At 70.1% G+C, this 16574-nt stretch carries 14 protein-coding genes; 7 read left to right on the top strand and 7 right to left on the bottom strand.

The features are described 5' to 3' along the window. Window positions 1–83 precede the first annotated feature (83 nt). Together R9X44_RS09160 and R9X44_RS09155 are read right to left on the bottom strand one after the other, a co-directional pair. Window positions 84–551, bottom strand: coding sequence for a DUF523 domain-containing protein (locus R9X44_RS09160; protein WP_319813573.1), 468 nt, complete (start codon window positions 549–551; stop codon window positions 84–86). 78 nt (window positions 552–629) lie between these two features. Further along, entirely contained in the window at window positions 630–1448 is an 819-nt protein-coding gene (locus R9X44_RS09155) for an SDR family oxidoreductase (protein WP_319813572.1), read from the bottom strand. Between the two features lie 136 nt (window positions 1449–1584). On the opposite strand from R9X44_RS09155, the gene R9X44_RS09150 reads away from it, so the two are divergent. Beyond that, window positions 1585–2799, top strand: a complete 1215-nt coding sequence (locus tag R9X44_RS09150) for a pyridoxal phosphate-dependent aminotransferase (protein WP_319813571.1) — start codon at window positions 1585–1587, stop codon at window positions 2797–2799. Window positions 2800–2934: 135 nt separating this feature from the next. Further along, the gene (locus tag R9X44_RS09145; protein WP_319813570.1) at window positions 2935–4920 is read left to right on the top strand and encodes an ATP-dependent DNA helicase; all 1986 of its coding nucleotides are present in this window, start codon (window positions 2935–2937) and stop codon (window positions 4918–4920) included. A gap of 37 nt (window positions 4921–4957) precedes the next feature. Here R9X44_RS09145 and R9X44_RS09140 read toward each other — a convergent pair whose 3' ends face one another. From R9X44_RS09140 to R9X44_RS09130, 3 genes are all read right to left on the bottom strand, one after another. Further along, a complete protein-coding gene (locus R9X44_RS09140) occupies window positions 4958–7438 on the bottom strand; it encodes a penicillin acylase family protein (protein WP_319813594.1) in 2481 nt (826 codons plus the stop codon). A 100-nt stretch (window positions 7439–7538) separates the two neighbouring features. Further along, the gene (locus R9X44_RS09135; RefSeq protein ID WP_319813569.1) at window positions 7539–8516 is read right to left on the bottom strand and encodes a DUF4192 domain-containing protein; all 978 of its coding nucleotides are present in this window, start codon (window positions 8514–8516) and stop codon (window positions 7539–7541) included. Between the two features lie 87 nt (window positions 8517–8603). Beyond that, a complete protein-coding gene (locus R9X44_RS09130; protein ID WP_319813568.1) occupies window positions 8604–8948 on the bottom strand; it encodes a hypothetical protein in 345 nt (114 codons plus the stop codon). A 123-nt stretch (window positions 8949–9071) separates the two neighbouring features. Here R9X44_RS09130 and R9X44_RS09125 point away from each other — a divergent pair, with 123 nt between their 5' ends. The 5 genes from R9X44_RS09125 to R9X44_RS09105 all read left to right on the top strand — a co-directional run bounded on the left by R9X44_RS09125 (window position 9072) and on the right by R9X44_RS09105 (window position 14149). Beyond that, window positions 9072–9875, top strand: coding sequence for a polysaccharide deacetylase family protein (locus R9X44_RS09125; RefSeq protein WP_319813567.1), 804 nt, complete (start codon window positions 9072–9074; stop codon window positions 9873–9875). A gap of 58 nt (window positions 9876–9933) precedes the next feature. Next, window positions 9934–10425 (top strand): DUF1707 and DUF4870 domain-containing protein, encoded by a 492-nt coding sequence (locus R9X44_RS09120; RefSeq protein WP_319813566.1) that lies wholly within the window; start codon window positions 9934–9936, stop codon window positions 10423–10425. A 93-nt stretch (window positions 10426–10518) separates the two neighbouring features. Beyond that, window positions 10519–11850 (top strand): FAD-binding oxidoreductase, encoded by a 1332-nt coding sequence (locus tag R9X44_RS09115; protein WP_319813565.1) that lies wholly within the window; start codon window positions 10519–10521, stop codon window positions 11848–11850. Further along, window positions 11847–13109 (top strand): cyclopropane-fatty-acyl-phospholipid synthase family protein, encoded by a 1263-nt coding sequence (locus tag R9X44_RS09110; protein WP_319813564.1) that lies wholly within the window; start codon window positions 11847–11849, stop codon window positions 13107–13109. The genes R9X44_RS09115 and R9X44_RS09110 overlap by 4 nt, the downstream gene beginning before the upstream one ends. 104 nt (window positions 13110–13213) lie before the next feature. Beyond that, window positions 13214–14149, top strand: a complete 936-nt coding sequence (locus R9X44_RS09105) for a hypothetical protein (protein ID WP_319813563.1) — start codon at window positions 13214–13216, stop codon at window positions 14147–14149. A gap of 137 nt (window positions 14150–14286) precedes the next feature. Here the strand turns inward: R9X44_RS09105 and R9X44_RS09100 are convergent, their stop codons facing one another. Together R9X44_RS09100 and R9X44_RS09095 are read right to left on the bottom strand one after the other, a co-directional pair. After that, window positions 14287–15534 carry a cytochrome P450 gene (locus R9X44_RS09100; protein WP_319813562.1) on the bottom strand — a complete coding sequence of 416 codons (1248 nt, stop codon included), beginning with the start codon at window positions 15532–15534 and terminating at the stop codon, window positions 14287–14289. A 79-nt stretch (window positions 15535–15613) separates the two neighbouring features. Further along, complete coding sequence (locus R9X44_RS09095; RefSeq protein WP_319813561.1) at window positions 15614–16474, bottom strand: alpha/beta hydrolase; 861 nt, start codon at window positions 16472–16474, stop codon at window positions 15614–15616. Window positions 16475–16574 lie beyond the last annotated feature (100 nt).

The raw sequence follows: 16574 nt of genomic DNA, 5'->3' as shown, positions 1-16574 counted from the left end.
TGGGAGAAATCCCGGGGCCTTTCTGCATTTCCGGAGTAGTGCGTTCTTGGGAGCAGGTCGCGTCCGGGTTACCGCGGGCTGATTCAGGGTGCTGGGGGTGTGGTGGTCAGGCACAGGTCTGCTTTGTCGAGTTCGTTTTCGGTGAAGACCTTGATGTTGTGGGCTTGGAGGAGGGTCGTGGTGATGCCGGAGCCGGGGATCTTGTGGCCGGTGAAGGTGCCGTCGGCTATCTGGTGGAGGCCGCAGGAGGGGCTGCCCTCTTTGAGGACTGCCACTTTGACTTCGGCGCGGAGTGCGGTTTCCAGGGCGAGTTCTGCGCCTCGGCGGAAGGCTTCGGTGACGTCGTCGCCGGTGCTGGTGACGACCGAGCCGTCGCGGATCTCGGCGGGCGGGCGGGGGACGCCGAGGCCGCCGGCGAGTTCCGGGCAGAAGGGGACGACGCGGCCCTCCGTGCGCCAGCGGGCGAGGATCGCCGAGTGGCTCGTCTTGGCCCGCCCGTCGTAGCGCACCGCCGCGCCCAGGAGACATGCGCTGACCAGGACCCGTTCCATGGCTCCCAGCCTAGGCGGTCGGCCGTGCGGCGTCCTCTGGGCGGCCCTGCGGGCCGGAGAGCCCGGGGGATGTCCGGGTCAGGTGAGGTTGTGGTCCTTGCGGTAGCCGTCGGCGGCGGCGCGGGCGGCCCGGACGGCCCCGGCCGGGGTCAGGCGGGCGGCGAGCCAGGCGAAGCGGCCGTAGGCGGGCGCGACGATCACCGCCTTGTTGCGGCGGACGCCCTTCATGACGACCTTGGCGAGCCGTTCCGGGGTGTAGAGGTCCTTGGGGACCTCGGCGTCGGCCTTGCTGCTCATGCCGGTCTCGGGGAGGCCCGCGTTGACCGTCCGCAGGAGGTTCGTCGCGATGAAGCCGGGGCAGACCGCGCTGACCTTGATCCCGAGCCCCGCGGCTTCGGCGCGCAGCCCGAGGGTGAGGCCGACGACCGCGTGCTTCGTGGCGGTGTACGGAATGCCCATCGGCATCGGGACGAGCCCGGCGAGCGACGCGGTGTTGACGATGTGGCCGTGGCCCTGGCCGCGCATGATCCGGTAGGCGGCGTCGACGCCGTGGACGACGCCCCTCAGGTTGATGTCGATCGCCCGGTTCCAGTGGTCGAGGGTGAGTTCCTCGGCAAGTCCGGCGATGGCGACGCCCGCGTTGTTGAAGACGAGGTCGAGGCCCGAGTTGTCCCGTGCTGTCCTGTCGTACAGCTCGGCGACGGCTGCCGCGTCGGTGACGTCGAGGGCCGCCCCGAAGGCTTTGCCGGGCCCCCGGCCGGTGAGCCGCTCGGCGGTCTCCGCGGCTCCGGCCCCGTTGATGTCGGCGAGGACGACGGTGTCGCCGCGCGCGACGAGCTCGGCGGCGATGGCCGCGCCGATACCGGAGGCGCCCCCGGTGACGATGCTTGTGGTCATGGGGACCTCTCGGCTGTGACGGGCGGGATCACCGGATTGTAGGGCGAAGGGGTGGTCCCCACCAGGGCCGTCCCGGGGTCGGGCCCTGCGGTAACACTGTCGTCATCCGTCTCCCGGCAACCATTAGTGTGATGTCATGCCGGTGAAACAGTCGGACAAGCTGACCAATGTCTGTTACGAGATCAGGGGTCCGGTCCTCAAGCGCGCGAAGCAGATCGAGGACGCCGGGCATCCGGTGCTCAAGTTGAACATCGGCAATCCCGCGCCGTTCGGCTTCGAGGCCCCGCCGGAGATCCTGCAGGACGTCATCCAGAACCTCTCGCAGGCGCACGGGTACAGCGACTCCAAGGGCCTGCTGTCGGCGCGCCGCGCGGTGGTGCAGCACTACGAGGGCCAGGGCTTCACCGGCCTTGACGTCGAGGACGTCTACCTCGGCAACGGGGTGTCGGAGCTGATCGTGATGACGCTCCAGGCGCTGCTGAACGACGGCGACGAGGTGCTGATCCCCGCCCCGGACTACCCGCTGTGGACCGCCGCGGTGGCGTTGGGCGGCGGCACGCCCGTGCACTACATGTGCGACGAGTCCGACGGCTGGCAGCCGTCGCTCGAGGACATGGAACGCAAGATCACCACCCGGACCCGGGCGCTCGTGCTGATCAACCCGAACAACCCGACGGGCGCGGTGTACTCGCGTGAGACGCTGCGCGCGATCGCCGAGCTGGCCAGGCGGCACAACCTGATCCTGTTCTCGGACGAGATCTACGACCGGATTCTGTTCGACGGAGCGGTCCACACCTCGATCGCGACGCTCGCGCCGGATCTGCTGTGCCTGACGTTCAGCGGTCTGTCGAAGTCGTACCGGGTCGCCGGGTTCCGCTCGGGATGGGTGGTGATCTCCGGGCCGAAGATCGGCGCGGAGTCCTACATCGAGGGCCTTGACGTCATCGCGAACATGCGGCTGTGCCCGAACGCGCCGGCGCAGCACGCGATCCAGGCGGCGCTGGGCGGCAGGCAGAGCATCCGGGATCTTGTTCTTCCGGGAGGGCGGCTGCTTGAGCAGCGCGACCGTGCGGTGAAGCTGCTCAACGACATCCCTGGCGTGAGCTGCGTGGAGCCGAAGGGGGCCCTGTACGTCTTCCCGCATCTCGACCCGCTCGTCTACCCGATCGTCGACGACGTCAGGTTCTGCCTTGAGCTGCTCGAGGAGCAGAAACTCCTGATCGTGCACGGCAGCGGGTTCAACTGGCCGAGGCCCGACCACTTCAGGTTCGTCACGCTGCCCTACGCCGACGTGCTCGAGGACGCGATCGGCAGGTTCGCCGCGTTCCTCGAACCCCGCAGGATGCGGTGACGGTTCCGCCGTCAGGGGACGGCGCGGGGCTGTGGACAACCGGCGGCGGCTGTCGGCGGGGGCCGGTACGGTGTCGGGGTGTCTTCTCCGCAGCCCCGTCTCGCCCTGAAGGATGTGCCTCCGCTGGAGGATCTCATGTCTGCGGGGGTGGCCGCCGTGGGCGGGAGCGAGCGGCCGGGCCAGGTGAAGATGGTCGAGGCGGTCGACCAGGCGCTGCGCCGCAAGGAGCATCTCGCGGTCCAGGCGGGCACCGGGACGGGCAAGTCGCTCGCCTATCTTGTCCCGTCGGTGAGGCACGCGGTGTCCAAGGGCGTCACGGTCGTGGTGTCCACCGCGACGATCGCGTTGCAGCAGCAGCTTGTGGACCGGGATCTGCCGCGGCTCGCCGACGCCCTCGAGCCGCTGCTCGGGCGTGAGCTGCGGTACGCGATCCTCAAGGGCCGCCGCAACTACGTGTGCCTGAACCGGATGTCGGTGGGCGCGCCCGACGATCCCGAGGACGGCCTGTTCGACACCGCGCAGGTCTCGACGCTCGGGCGTCAGGTGCAGCGGCTGAACGAGTGGGCCGAGAAGACCCAGACGGGCGACCGCGACGAGCTCGTCCCGGGGGTGTCGGAGCAGGCGTGGCGGCAGGTCGCGGTGTCGGCCAAGGAGTGCCTCGGCGCGCAGCGGTGTCCGCAGGCGCAGCAGTGCTTCTCCGAGCTGGCGCGGGCCGAGGCGGCCGAGGCCGACGTGGTGGTCACCAACCACGCGATGCTGGCGATCGACGCGCTAGAGGAGTTCCAGGTCCTGCCCGAGCATGACGCTGTGGTGATCGACGAGGCGCACGACCTCGTCGACAGGGTCACCTCGGTCGCGTCGGGGGAGCTGTCGGCTAACGCGGTGGAGACCGCGGCGCGGCGGGCCGGCAAGCTCGTCGCCGACCGGACGGCCGAACGGCTGCGTGAGCTCGCCGAGGACCTGAAGATCGCCCTCGACGAGGAGAGCGCGGCGCGCTTGGACATGTTGCCCTCGCACCTGGGCAACACGCTGACCGCCGTGCGGGACGCCGCCCAGTCCTGCCTCGAGGGGCTGGGGCCGGAGCCCAAGGACGCCGATCCCGCGGTGTCGGCGGCCCGGCGGGCGGCCAAGACGTCGCTAGACGACGTGCACTCGACGGTCGTCAGGATGCTCGCGGCGTTCGAGGCCCCGATCGCCGACCGGTGGGACGTGGTGTGGCTCGCCAAGTCGTTCGATGGCAAGTGGCCGCCGTCGCTGCACGTCGCGCCGATCGCGGTCGGCGGGCTGCTGCGCGACGCGCTGTTCGGCACCCGCACCACGATCCTGACCTCGGCGACCCTCACCCTCGGCGGCTCGTTCGAGCCGCTGGCCAGGCAGTGGGGGCTGCCCGCGCCCGGCGGTCCCGTGCCCTCGGTGCCCGCCGCGCGCGACGGGGAGGCGTCGGACGACGAGAAGCCGATCATCTGGTCGGGGCTGGACGTCGGGTCCCCGTTCGACTATCCGCGCAGCGGGATTCTTTACGTCGCCAAGCACCTACCGCCGCCGGGCCGCGACGGCCTTCCGAAGGAGTACCTGGAGGAGCTGAAGGGGCTGATCGAGGCGGCGGGCGGGCGCACGCTCGGCCTGTTCTCCTCGATGCGGGCGGCACGGCAGGCCGCCGACGAGCTGGAGATCGACTTCCCCGTGCTGTGCCAGGGCGACGACTCGACGTCCCAGCTCGTCCGGCAGTTCGCCGAGTCACCCGAGACGTGCCTGTTCGGCACGCTTTCGCTGTGGCAGGGCGTCGACGTGCCGGGCCCGTCGCTGTCGCTCGTGGTGATGGACCGGATTCCGTTCCCGCGGCCCGACGACCCGGTGGCCTCGGCGCGGCAGCGGATGATCGCGGCGCGCGGCGGCAACGGGTTCATGCAGGTCGCGGCCGCGCAGGCGGCGCTGCTGCTGGCGCAGGGCGCGGGGCGGCTGGTGCGCAGCGGCTCGGACAAGGGCGTCGTCGCGGTGCTCGACCCGAGGCTCGCCACGGCGCGCTACGGCTCGTTCCTGACCGGCAGCCTGCCGCCGTTCTGGCCGACCAGCGACCCCGCGCAGGTCAGGGCCGCGTTGCAGCGGCTCACCGCCGACTGATCCGTGCGGGCGGCGTCGGACGCCGCCCGCGACGGCGTCAGGGCTTGAGGGTGAGGGTGTGCTCGGCGGCCTTCTTGACGGCCTCTGCGGTGAACGGCCAGGCGATGGTGTCGCCGCGCGCCCACAGCTTCGTCTGGTCCCAGTAGTGGTCGGCGAAAGCGTGCCCGGACGCCCCGGTCAGGTTGATGTACCGGGAGGCGTCGAGGTCGGACATGTCGGCGACGAGCCTGAGCGACGGCACGGTGTTGACCTCGTAGCCCTCCTGGGCGTCCCAGCCGACGGCGTTGACGACGGACTTGCCGCCGCCGACCTCGACCGGGCCACGGTTGAAGATCTTCTCGATCAGGGAGATCCCGGACGTGCCGAAGCTCTCGTTCGTGAGCGTCAGGGTGTGCAGGTCGCCCCAGCGCCAGTTCGCCGGGTCCGAGCCGAGCCTGTCGACGAGTTCGTCGCTGGCCTCGCGCAGCGCGCGCAGCAGGATGTCGTCGCGCTGCTCGGTCGCGCCGGCGGTGCCGACGTCGTCCCAGAACGGGTCGGTCGGGCGGTCGAGGAGGGCGCGGACGACCTCGAACCAGCGGTCGCCGCCGTCGGGGCGCGCGCCCTCGGGCAGCTCGTCGTTGAACGCGCCGAGCACGGTGTGCCGCCACACCGCGTTGAAGAACGCGGCGGGCGCGGAGTCGACCGGCTGGGAGTAGTCCCAGTCGCGCAGCAGCTCGATGCCCTTGACGCCCGCGCCGAGCCGCAGCAGGTGCGGCACGAGGGTCGGCGCGAAACCGTGCCTGCCGTCCATCTGGATCGCGCTCATCGCGGCGGCGTCGAGCTTGCCGCCGTTGCGGACGAGGTCGTCGATCCTGCGGGCCCGGTAGCCGTAGGACCAGTCCTTGGTGAGCAGCGGCTGGTAGGACGTGCCGATGACCGCGTTGTTTGCGGTGACGATGTAGCCGGAGTCGGGGTTGAGGACCGTGGGCAGCTCCTCGAACGGGATGAAGCCGGTCCACTCGTGGACGCCGTCCCAGCCGGGCACCGGACGTGTGCCGTCGCCCTCGGCGCGGACCGGGATACGGCCGGGGGACTGGTAGCCGATGTTGCCCTCGACGTCGGCGTACACGAGGTTCTGCGCGGGCACCTCGAAGGACCGGGCCGCCTCGCGGAAGGACGTCCAGTCGGTGGCCCGGTTCATCTGGAAGATCGCGTCGGCGGTCTTGCCGGGGTCGAGCGCCGTCCAGCGCAGCGCGACGGCCTCGCCGGACGGGGCCGCCTTCTCGGCATCGGACATGACGTCGGAGATGATCGGGCCGTGCCGGGTGGCCCGTACCGTCAGCTCGACCGGCTTGCCTCCGGCGACCTCGATCTTCTCCTCGCGGATCTGCAGGGGCTCCTGGACGCCCTTGTACTCGGCGGTCGTCGCGGTGACCTTCTCCAGGTAGAGGTCGGACACGTCGGGGGCGAGGTTGGTGAAGCCCCAGGCGACCCGGTGGTTGTGGCCGATGACGACGCCGGGCAGCCCGGAGAAGCTGAAGCCCGTGACGTCGTAGGGGCACGCGTCGCTGACCGTGCGGCAGTGCAGGCCCGTCTGGTACCAGACCGACGGCATCTGGGCCGAAAGGTGCGGGTCGTTGGCGAGCAGCGGCATGCCCGTGGTGCTGCGCTCGCCGGAGATCACCCAGGAGTTCGAGCCGAGTTCGGCGTCGCCGTTGCCGAGTCCCTCCGGCATCGCCTTGATCGCCTCGAGCACCGAGCTGAGGGCGCGCGCGGGCGCCTGCGGCGCGGCGGGCACGGCGCGGCCGCCCGCGAACGCGCCGTTCTCGACCTCGCCGCCGGACACGATGGTCGGCATCCGGTGGAAGTCGTAGTCCGGGTAGAGCTGGTCGACCCGCTCCTTGGGCAGCTTGGCGTCGGCGAGGGCGCGGCCGAGCTCCTCCTCGATGTTCGAGCGCAGGTCCCAGGCCATCGCCTTCAGCCAGGCGATCGAATCGACGGCCGTCCAGTCTTCCGGCTGGTAGCCGGTGCGCTGGAAGCCGAGCACCGAGTACTCGAGCGACTGGGACGCGGTGTCCGGGTTGTCCTTCAGCCACGCGTTGACGCCCGCCGCGTAGGACTCGAGCAGCTGCCGGGTCTCCGGCTCCAGGAGCGGGAGTTCCGCCTCGGCGGTCTTGCGCCAGCCGAGCGTCCGGGTGACCTTGTCGGTGTCCAGGGTGGCCTCCCCGAACAGCTCGGACAGGCGGCCCGCGGTGATGTGCCGTCGGAAGTCCATCTCCCAGAACCTGTCCTGGGCGGTGACGTAGCCCTGGGCGCGGAAGAGGTCCTCGGGGGTGTCGGCGTAGATCTGCGGGACGCCGTAGGAATCCCGGTGCACGGTGACCTCTCCGGCGAGGCCGGGCACCTTGATCTGCCCGTCGTAGGACGGGAACGCCTTGCGGACCGTCCAGACGAACCATCCGGAGACGACGAGGACGAGTACCATCACCAGGGCGAGTGCCCGCACGCCCCACCGCAGCGGCCAGGGCCATTGACGCATGAACTTCACGGCCAGCACTCTATGGCGCAGGTCACGTGAAAAGACGTGCGGGCCTCATTACCTGGACATTTGTCACTGTTCTGTTGTCAAGGAGTCAAGATCACCCCGGCCATGTTTCCGGGGGATCGGCGTAGGCGCGGGCGAGATCCTCGGGCGTCATGCGCATCGACGCCGTCGACGGGTGGACGCCGGCTTCCATGGTCTGGCGGAGCAGGTCGGCCAGGGAGTAGCCGGGCGCGGCGTCCTCGGCCACCTCGAGCGCGACGTTCGCCAGCGCGCCGTCCCCCGACAGGAAGGCGCAGTAGGCGAGCAGGCACGCGGGCGCGGCCCGGTACGGCGGAGCCGTGCGGCGCAGCACGTGCAGCCAGAAAGCGCGCTGCGCGTGCAACTCCTTCGGCTCGATCCGCACCCACGCCTCGTCGCGCAGCCTGACCTGGCTGAGCGCGACGGTGAACCGCGCGACCTCGGCGATCCCCGGCGGCGGCCTTCCGCTGTCGACCCCGGCCATGACCTCGCGCACCAGCCGCAGGCCCTCGGCCAGGCCCAGCGGCCTGCGCTCGGCCCGCGCGGTCTCCCGCGCGACCGCGGCGGCGACCGGATCGGGCAGCGGCGCGACGGACGCGACGAGATCCTCGCGCGAGGGCAGCGCCACGAGTCCGTTCACCACGGCCTGCACCTCGACGGCGGTCGGCCGCAGCGGCACGCCCTCGGCCTGCCTGGTCATGTAGGACCAGTACCTGCCGTCGTCCACCCGCAGCGCGTCGACGATCCCGATGCCCGCGTGGGCCAGCGCGACGCAGGTCCGGTTCATCACCGGATCGGAGTGCTCGGCCGGGCCGTAGCAGACCAGCATCGCCTCGGTGAAGCCGTGCGCCGTCAGCAGCGCCGCGAGATGGGCCGCGGACCCCGGAGGGAGTTCTAAGCCGAGCCGTATCGCGCATGCGCCGTGCGGCCCGTCGGTGCCGACCGCCACCACGCTGCGGGCCGGATGGTAGCCGAGCATGTAGGGGATCGCCGAGATGAGCTCGGCGGGGCCTCGGATGACCAGGGGAGCGGCTTCGCCGCGTGTCTCGTCCATGCCCGAACGCTCGCACAGATCGCCGCGACCCGCTCCGCGGCCTGTGGATAACTTTTTTCCGGCTGTTCGGGAGGGCCGCCGACGCCGTCAGAGGGAGCCGCGGGTGCCCTTGTTGCGCTCGTTCCAGGCGCGCATGCGCGGCGGGTACCCGACGATCTGCACGTCGTACACCGGCAGTCCGAGCCCGCGCGCGACCTTGGCGATCACCGCGGGCGCGCCGACGCGGCGGCGGATCCACTCGCCGTCGTGCGCGACGGCCACCGCAGTGGTGTCGGTGGCGAAGGTCTCCGGTTCGACGTAGAACTCCACGCCCCTGCGGTCTTTGGCGAAGGCGATCAGGGCCTTCACGTCGGCGTCCGTCGCCTCGCGGTCGAACCGCTGGATCGCGCCGCCGCGGTGTCTCCTGAGCCCGAAACGATCCCAGAACCTCATCGCCGTCCGATCATCACTATGGAGAAAAGCGAAAGGAAAACGATAACGAAAAAGTCCGACATCAGGTTCCCGATGATCATGGCGAGGGCATGTCCACCAACGTTTCCGGCGACGGGGGTGCACATGAAACGGCTCGTGGCGGCGCTTGCCGTCCTCGCGGCGCTCGCGGCCTGCGGCCAGGCGCCCGACCGGGTGCACACCAGTGCCGACGCCGACGCGCCGGTGGTCGTGCGGCCGATGGTGTTCCGCGAGCCCGACCCCGACATGCGGCGCGGGCTCGGCCCCGACGGGCGGCCGGACCTGTGCGCGCGGGCCAAGTGCGTCGCCCTGACGTTCGACGACGGCCCGATGGAGCACACCGAGCGTCTGCTGGAGATGCTGGCCCGCTACGACGCCAAGGCCACGTTCTTCGTCGTCGGCCAGATGGTCGAGGAGTTCCCCGAGGTGGTCCGCAAGGAGGTCGAGCAGGGCCACGAGATCGCCAACCACAGCTGGAACCACGCCAACCTCGCGAGCCTGTCCGCCGACGGCGTCACCGCGCAGATCCAGCGGACGCAGGACGCGATCCTCCAGCACTCGGGATACCGCTCTGTCCTCCTTCGGCCGCCCTACGGCTCCTCGAACGCCCAGGTGGCCAAGATCGCGGCGTCGTTCGGCCTTCCGGAGATCATCTGGGCGGTGGACCCGCTCGACTGGCGCGACCGGAACTCGTCGCTGATAGCGCGCCGCGTCCTGTCGCAGACGGGCAAGGGCGACGTGGTGCTGCTGCACGACATCCACGCGAGCACCGTGGACGCCGTCCCGCGCATCCTCGAAGGGCTCGCCGCCAAGGGCTTCAAGTTCGTCACGGTGAGCACGCTGTTCGCCGGGACCGAGCTGAAGCCGGGCCACCAGTACCGGGAGCGGCACGCGGCGGTCGCGCGGTAGGGGGATTTTCAGGGTTCTCCCCGATGCGACGGGGCCGGTCCCCGGCGACGATCGAAGAATGGACATCACCCAGCTGCGCGTCGGCCACGCCGAGCGCGAATCCGTCATAGAGGTGCTCCAGACCGCCTACGCCGAGGGCCGCCTGGACAACGACGAGCTCGACCAGCGGGTCCACCTCGCCATGACCAGCAAGACGCAGGGGGAACTCGACCTCCTGGTCCGCGACCTGTCCCCGAAGCTGCCGCACTCCGCCGAGGAGACGTCCGAGGACAAGGCCCTGGGGGCGCTCGCGCACCTCGCCGGGATGCTGACGTCGTTCGTCGGGCCGCTCGTCATCCTGCTCGTGCCCGGGAAGCGCTCCGAACACGTGCGCGCACACGCCGTGGAGGCGCTGAACTTCCAGCTGACGCTCCTGCTGTTCACCATCGTCACGCTCGGTGTGGGCGGGATCGTGTACGCGGTGTCGTGGATCGCGTCGCTCATCGCGGGTGCCTCCGCTCTGACGGGCGGTTCCTTCCGCTATCCCCTGACACTCAGGCTCATCAAGTGATCTGAGTCTCAGAGGTAAAGGACCTGGAACATTTACGGGACGGAAAGGTTTACCGGATGAGTTGTGCGTGAAGATCGAGTGAGGGAGGCGCCCATGCCAGTGACCGAGTCCTCACATGACGCAGCGGTGGCCGCGCTCCGCGCGTCCTACGCCGCCATACCGCCGGGAGCCCCCGTGCGGCTGGCGAAACCCACGTCGAACCTCTTCCGCTTCCGTGACAGTCCGGGCGCGCCCGGACTCGACGTGAGCGGGTTCGACGGTGTGCTGCGGATAGACGGGACGACGGCTGTCGTCCAGGGGATGACGACGTACGAGGATCTCGTGGCGGCCACCCTGCCGCACGGGATGATGCCGACGGTCGTCCCGCAGTTGAAGACCATCACCCTGGGCGGGGCGGTGACCGGGCTCGGCATCGAGTCCACCTCGTTCCGGCTGGGACTGCCGCACGAGTCGGTCCGGGAGATGGACATCATGACCGGTGACGGCGAGATCGTCACCGCGAGCCGCGACAACGAGCATTCCGACCTTTTCTACGGATTCCCCAACTCCTACGGGACCCTCGGCTACGCCGTCCGGCTCACCATCGACCTCATCCCGGTCAAGCCGTTCGTGCAGGTGCGGCACATCCGGTTCACCGACGCCGTGGAGGCCGCCGCGGCGATCACCAGGATCGAGGACGCCGACTTCCTCGACGGCACGTTCTTCGGCCCGGACGAGATCTACCTGTCCGTCGGCACCTTCGTGGATGAGGCCCCTTACACCTCCGACTACACCGGACAGAAGATCTACTTCCGGTCGATCCAGGAGCGTTCGGTCGACTACCTGACCGTCAAGGACTACCTGTGGCGCTGGGACACCGACTGGTTCTGGTGCTCGGGCGCGTTCGGCCTGCACAAGCCCGCGGTGCGCCGGCTGTGGCCGGACGCCAAGAAGCGCTCTGACGTGTACCGCAGGATCGTCGCCTGGGACAAGCGCGCGCAGTTCACCGCGCGGATCGACCGCTGGACGGGCAAGCCGCCGCGCGAGGACGTCATCCAGGACATCGAGGTCCCCACCGAACGTCTCCCGGAGTTCCTTGAGTTCTTCCACAAGGAGGTCGGCATGAGCCCGGTGTGGCTCTGCCCGCTCAAGGCGCGCGAGAAATGGCCCCTTTATCCGCTCGAACCGGGGCGCAGCTACGTGAACGTCGGATTCTGGGGCACGGTCCCGCAGCGGCCGGGCACCCTGCCCGACCACTACAACCGGCGCATCGAGCGCGTGGTCGACTCGCTGGACGGGCACAAGTCCCTGTATTCCACGGCCTTCTACGCGCGGGACGAGTTCTGGCGCCACTACGACGGGAAGACGTACCAGGCCCTCAAGGAGCGTTACGACTCAGAGGGCCGCTTGTACGACCTCTACGACAAGTGTGTGAGGGGCACATGACCCTGGCGAAAGTCTTCGAAAGAGTCACCAACGGGGCGGACGTCCCCGTCGAGTTCGCGGCATATGACGGAAGTAGGGCGGGACGTCCTGACTCCGACATAAGAGTGGAGATACGCAGTCCGTACGCGGTGTCGTATCTCGTCCGTTCGCCGGGGCTGCTCGGCCTGGCGCGCGCGTACGTCTCGGGCCACATCGAGGTCCGCGGCGACATGTACACCACGTTGAGCAGGCTGTCGCAGACGCTGGAGAAGATCTCGGTGTCCGACAGGCTGAGGGTGCTCGCCGGCGTTCTGGACGACCCGCTGCTGCGCGCCGCCGCGGCCACCAAGCTCGACCCGCCTTCGGTCGAGGCACAGCCGGGCGGCAAACTGCGCCGTCACTCCAAGAAGCGGGACGCCGAGGCGATCCACCACCACTACGACGTGTCCAACCGCTTCTACGAGTGGGTGCTCGGGCCGTCGATGGCCTACACCTGCGCGGTCTACCCGGAGCTCGAGTCGTCGCTTGAGCAGGCGCAGTTCGCCAAGCACGAGCTCGTGGCGCGCAAGCTCGGCCTCGAGCCGGGGATGCGGCTGCTCGACGTCGGCTGCGGCTGGGGCGGCATGGTGATGCACGCCGCCCGTGAGCACGGGGTGAAGGCGCTCGGCGTGACGCTGTCCAAGCAGCAGGCCGAGTGGGCGCAGAAGGCGATCGCCGAGCAGGGGTTGAGCGACCTCGCCGAGGTGCGGCACATGGACTACCGCGACGTCGCCGAGAGCGGTTTCGACGCGGTCAGCTCCATCGGCCTCACCGAGCACATCGGCCAGGCCAACGTCCCCGCCTACTTCGCGTTCCTGAACGGCAAGCTGCGGCCCGGCGGGCGGATGCTGAACCACTGCATCACCCGGCCGGACAACCTTCAGCCGTCGATCAGGCCCGACGGTTTCATCAACCGGTACGTGTTCCCCGACGGCGAGCTCGAGGGGCCTGGCTACCTGGTCACCGCGATGAACGACAACGGGTTCGAGATCAGGCACGAGGAGAACCTCCGCGAGCACTACGCGATGACCCTGCGCGACTGGTGCCGCAACCTCGACGCCAACTGGGACGAAGCGGTCGCCGAGGTCGGTCCGGAGATCGCCCGCGTGTGGCGGGTGTACATGGCGGGGTGCCGTCTCGGGTTCGACCGGAACATGGTCCAGCTGCACCAGATCCTCGGGGTGAAGCTGCCTGAGTCCAAGAACGCGGGAATGCCGCTGCGCAGCGCCTGGGCCATGTGACGCCGGGCCCGCAAGGCCGAAATTCCGCCTCGGGGCGGCGATCCGGAGACCGGGTCGCCGCCCCGCAGCGTGAAATGTCGGTGGCGGGGCGTAGCGTGCGCGGCATGGACGAGACACTTGTTTTGCCGGTCCCCGCGCGACTGCGCGCGGTCTGCCTTGTCGCCGCGCCGCTCGGCATGCCCGTCGGGATCGGTTCTGGCGCGTTAGCGCTGGTGGAGCCGGTCGCGGCGGGCGTGCCGCCGCTGCCGTGGCTGACCGGGCCGAGCGGGCACTGCGCGCGCTGTGTGCCGGGCGGGCTCGACGTGGACGCTCCGCTGGTGCGGCGGATTCGTGAGGCGGACTTCCATCTGCGGGTGAGCGCGCTGGGCGACGCGTGCTGGCCGCCGAGCCACGTCACCGAGGCCGCGGCCGTCGGGTTCGAGCTCGCCGAGGAGACCGGCGGGATCCTGCTTGACGCCGTGACGGGCGACGTCGACCCGTGGGCGGGGCCGCCCGAGCCGTTCGACGTGCCCGAGGGATTCGCCGCCGCCGAGTGGGTGGGGGTGCACGCCGCGCCGGGTCCGCGCGGCCGTGGCTGGACCCTCACCACCGCGGGGCTCACGGTGCTCGGGCTGCCCGAGCTGCGCGTCGCGCGGATCCCCGCTGCGCTGCGCAGATCGTGGGCGGACGTGCTGTGCGGGCTCGCGCAGGTGCTGCTGCGCGCGCAGTGGGCGGACCTGGAGGAGGCCCCCGGCTGCGCGTTCCGCGAGATCCCGGCCGAGGTGCGGCTCACCGCCGCCGACGTCGGCCGCGCCACGGCCGGATGCCCGCACGGAGCCGGGTCGGCGCTGCTGCGCCTCCGCCTCGACCCCGGCACCCCCAACGGCCCACCCACCCGCCTGACAATCGTCGCCCCCTCGGAACGACACGCCGCAGACGGCGCATACCCGCCCGACGGACACCCGCCCCGAAGCACCTTCCCCGACGACGTCATCGCCCGCGCCGACACACCACCCCCGAGATCCTGGCGAGAGGCAGTGATCACACAACTGAACTGCTGACCCACCCCACCGGACCGTCTCGCGGGTCCCGCCTTGGTGGCGGGACCCGCGGGGCGGCGTGTTGAGCGGGCCTGCGGGGCGGGCGTGTTGGTGGGAGGTCGCTGGTCAGGAGGTCCTTTGGTGGATGAGAAGGGGGGTTAGGTGAGGGTGTAGGGGAGGTGTTTGATGCCGTTGATGAAGTTGGAGAAGAGGCGGTCGGGCTCGCCGGAGCGGATGTTGGGGAAGGCGGCGTATAGGCGGCGGAACATGACGTTCACTTCGCGGCGGGCGAGGTGTGCGCCGAGGCAGAAGTGCGGGCCTGGGCCGCCGAAGCCGACGTGCGGGTTGGGGGAGCGGGTGATGTCGAACGCGTCGGGGTCGGTGAAGACCGAGGCGTCGCGGTTGGCCGACCCGTAGTACAGGACGAGCTTCTCGCCCGCCTTGATCTCGTGCTCGTTGAGCGTGGTGTCGCGGGTCGCGGTGCGCCGCATCCAGATCACCGGGGAGACGAACCTGACGATCTCCTCGATCGCGCCCGGCGCGTGCGCCTCGTAGTCCGTCAGCAGGAGCGCGCGCTGGTCGGGGAAGCGGCTGAACAGGTGCAGGCCGTGTGAGATGGCGTTGCGCGTGGTCTCGTTGCCCGCGACGGCGAGCAGGATGAAGAACGAGCCGAGCTCCTGCGGGGTGAGCGACTCGCCGTCGATGTTGGCGTTGATGAGCAGCGAGATGAGGTCGTCGCCGTCGCCGCCCTTGCGTTCGCGGCCGAGCTCCTGCACGAGGTTCTGCAGGGTCTCGCCCGCGGCGGCGAGCTTCAGCATGATGCCCTCGAAGTCGTTCGACGGCAGGTACTCGGGGTCGTTGCCGGCGAGGATGACGTTGGAGGCGTCGAGCACGTCATGGTAGGCGGACTCGGGGATGCCCATCATGTCGCAGATGATCTTCAACGGGAGACGGCAGGCGACGTCGGGGACGAAGTCGCCGGTGCCCTTGCCCGCCTTGAGGTCGGCGACGATCTGCTCGGCGACCGTCTCGACCTGGTCCTCGAACCGCTGGATCATGCGCGGGGAGAACGCCCGCGAGACGATGCGCCGGATCTTGGCGTGCCTCGGGTCGTCCATGCTGATCATCGAACCGAAGTACTCGTGGACCTCGGTCGGCATGTCAGGGATGCTGATCGCGCCCTGGCCCGAGCAGAAGTCCTGGGGACGCCGGGACGCCTCGACCACGTCGGCGTGGGTCACCAGCGCCTTGTAGCCCGGACCCGGCTCGCCGAAGCCCGCCGGGAGCTCGCGGAAGTGGCGCAGGCCGTCGTGCTCGCGCAGGAGGCGGAAGCTCGCGTTGCGCTCGGCGAACGGGCGCTCCCAGAACGCCCAGTCGGTCAGGTCGATGTCCTCGACTTTGAGCATGTCCCGTCCCTGAGGTTTAGAACAACATTCGGTTTGAGCATCATGCCAAACTCTGTACGTACACTGTATGTTACCTGGATCACATCCACCCCAGGATCGCCGCGTTCACCGCGTCGGGCCGCTCGACCTGGAGGAAGTGCCCGGCTCCGGGCACGGTCGCGGCACGTGAGCCGGGCGGAAGGTGCGCGGTCACGGAAGCCAGGTCGGGGTCCTGCGGGCTGACGGCGTCGAGGCCGAGGCAGCCGTCGTCCTCGCCGTGCAGGTACAGCAGCGGCACGTCGACCTCGCCGACCGACGCCGACGCCGCCTCGCCCAGGTGCTCGGGCGCGAGCATGGCCCGGTAGTAGCCGAGCGCGGCGGCGACGTTCTCCGGCGTGCCGAGCGCCGCCATGACGTGCGCGACGTCCTCCTCGTGTCCCGGCGACCAGTCACGCCACAGTCCCTCGACGAACGCGCGGTCGAGGGCCATCTCCGCGAGCGGCGTCTGGAACAGGAAGATGTAGAACGACCGCTTGAGCTGCTCGTACGAGAAGAACCCGGCGAGGAGCGCGGGCAGCGGCGGCAGTGCCATCGCCGCGCCGCGCCGCCACCGCGCCGGGTCCTGCCGGATCGCGGAGTAGACGGCCGCCGCGCCCCAGTCGTGCCCGACGAGCACCGCCGAGGAGTCGCCGCCGAGCGCGTCGTGCAGGGCGTTGGCGTCGGCCCCGAGGGCACCCGCCCGGTAGTCGCCGTCGGGCGCGGTCCCGGTGGGGGCGTAGCCGCGCATGAACGGCGCGACCGCCCGGTATCCGGCGTCGGCGAGCGCGGGCATGAGGAAGCGCCAGGAGTGCGGGGTGTCGGGGAAGCCGTGCAGCAGGAGGGCGAGGGGGCCGTCGGCGGGGCCCTCGGTGCGGCACGCGAACTCGATCCCGTTGGCCTTGATCGTCGTCGTCTCGGTCATGCCGCGACGCTACTGCGCGGCACACGTCCCGACCAGAACCCGATTCTGTTGAGGGGGCGGGTCTCGCAGCACCGCACATCTTCGGATACCGTTGTGGAAA

The organism is Actinocorallia sp. A-T 12471 (assembly GCF_033875155.1).
Lineage (GTDB): Bacteria > Actinomycetota > Actinomycetes > Streptosporangiales > Streptosporangiaceae > Actinocorallia.
Note: the sequence above shows the minus strand (reverse complement) of the source record. Positions and strands in the feature narration are given on the sequence as shown.

What these genes read in the sequence shown, in the direction of transcription:
- R9X44_RS09155 (WP_319813572.1), bottom strand. Translation starts at nt 1,448, where the DNA reads ATGACCACAAGCATCGTCACCGGGGGCGCCTCCGGTATCGGCGCGGCC.
- R9X44_RS09120 (WP_319813566.1), top strand. Translation starts at nt 9,934, where the DNA reads ATGGACATCACCCAGCTGCGCGTCGGCCACGCCGAGCGCGAATCCGTC.
- R9X44_RS09110 (WP_319813564.1), top strand. Translation starts at nt 11,847, where the DNA reads ATGACCCTGGCGAAAGTCTTCGAAAGAGTCACCAACGGGGCGGACGTC.
- R9X44_RS09105 (WP_319813563.1), top strand. Translation starts at nt 13,214, where the DNA reads ATGGACGAGACACTTGTTTTGCCGGTCCCCGCGCGACTGCGCGCGGTC.
- R9X44_RS09130 (WP_319813568.1), bottom strand. Translation starts at nt 8,948, where the DNA reads ATGAGGTTCTGGGATCGTTTCGGGCTCAGGAGACACCGCGGCGGCGCG.
- R9X44_RS09095 (WP_319813561.1), bottom strand. Translation starts at nt 16,474, where the DNA reads ATGACCGAGACGACGACGATCAAGGCCAACGGGATCGAGTTCGCGTGC.
- R9X44_RS09135 (WP_319813569.1), bottom strand. Translation starts at nt 8,516, where the DNA reads ATGGACGAGACACGCGGCGAAGCCGCTCCCCTGGTCATCCGAGGCCCC.
- R9X44_RS09140 (WP_319813594.1), bottom strand. Translation starts at nt 7,438, where the DNA reads ATGCGTCAATGGCCCTGGCCGCTGCGGTGGGGCGTGCGGGCACTCGCC.
- R9X44_RS09160 (WP_319813573.1), bottom strand. Translation starts at nt 551, where the DNA reads ATGGAACGGGTCCTGGTCAGCGCATGTCTCCTGGGCGCGGCGGTGCGC.
- R9X44_RS09125 (WP_319813567.1), top strand. Translation starts at nt 9,072, where the DNA reads ATGAAACGGCTCGTGGCGGCGCTTGCCGTCCTCGCGGCGCTCGCGGCC.
- R9X44_RS09100 (WP_319813562.1), bottom strand. Translation starts at nt 15,534, where the DNA reads ATGCTCAAAGTCGAGGACATCGACCTGACCGACTGGGCGTTCTGGGAG.
- R9X44_RS09150 (WP_319813571.1), top strand. Translation starts at nt 1,585, where the DNA reads ATGCCGGTGAAACAGTCGGACAAGCTGACCAATGTCTGTTACGAGATC.
- R9X44_RS09115 (WP_319813565.1), top strand. Translation starts at nt 10,519, where the DNA reads ATGCCAGTGACCGAGTCCTCACATGACGCAGCGGTGGCCGCGCTCCGC.
- R9X44_RS09145 (WP_319813570.1), top strand. Translation starts at nt 2,935, where the DNA reads ATGTCTGCGGGGGTGGCCGCCGTGGGCGGGAGCGAGCGGCCGGGCCAG.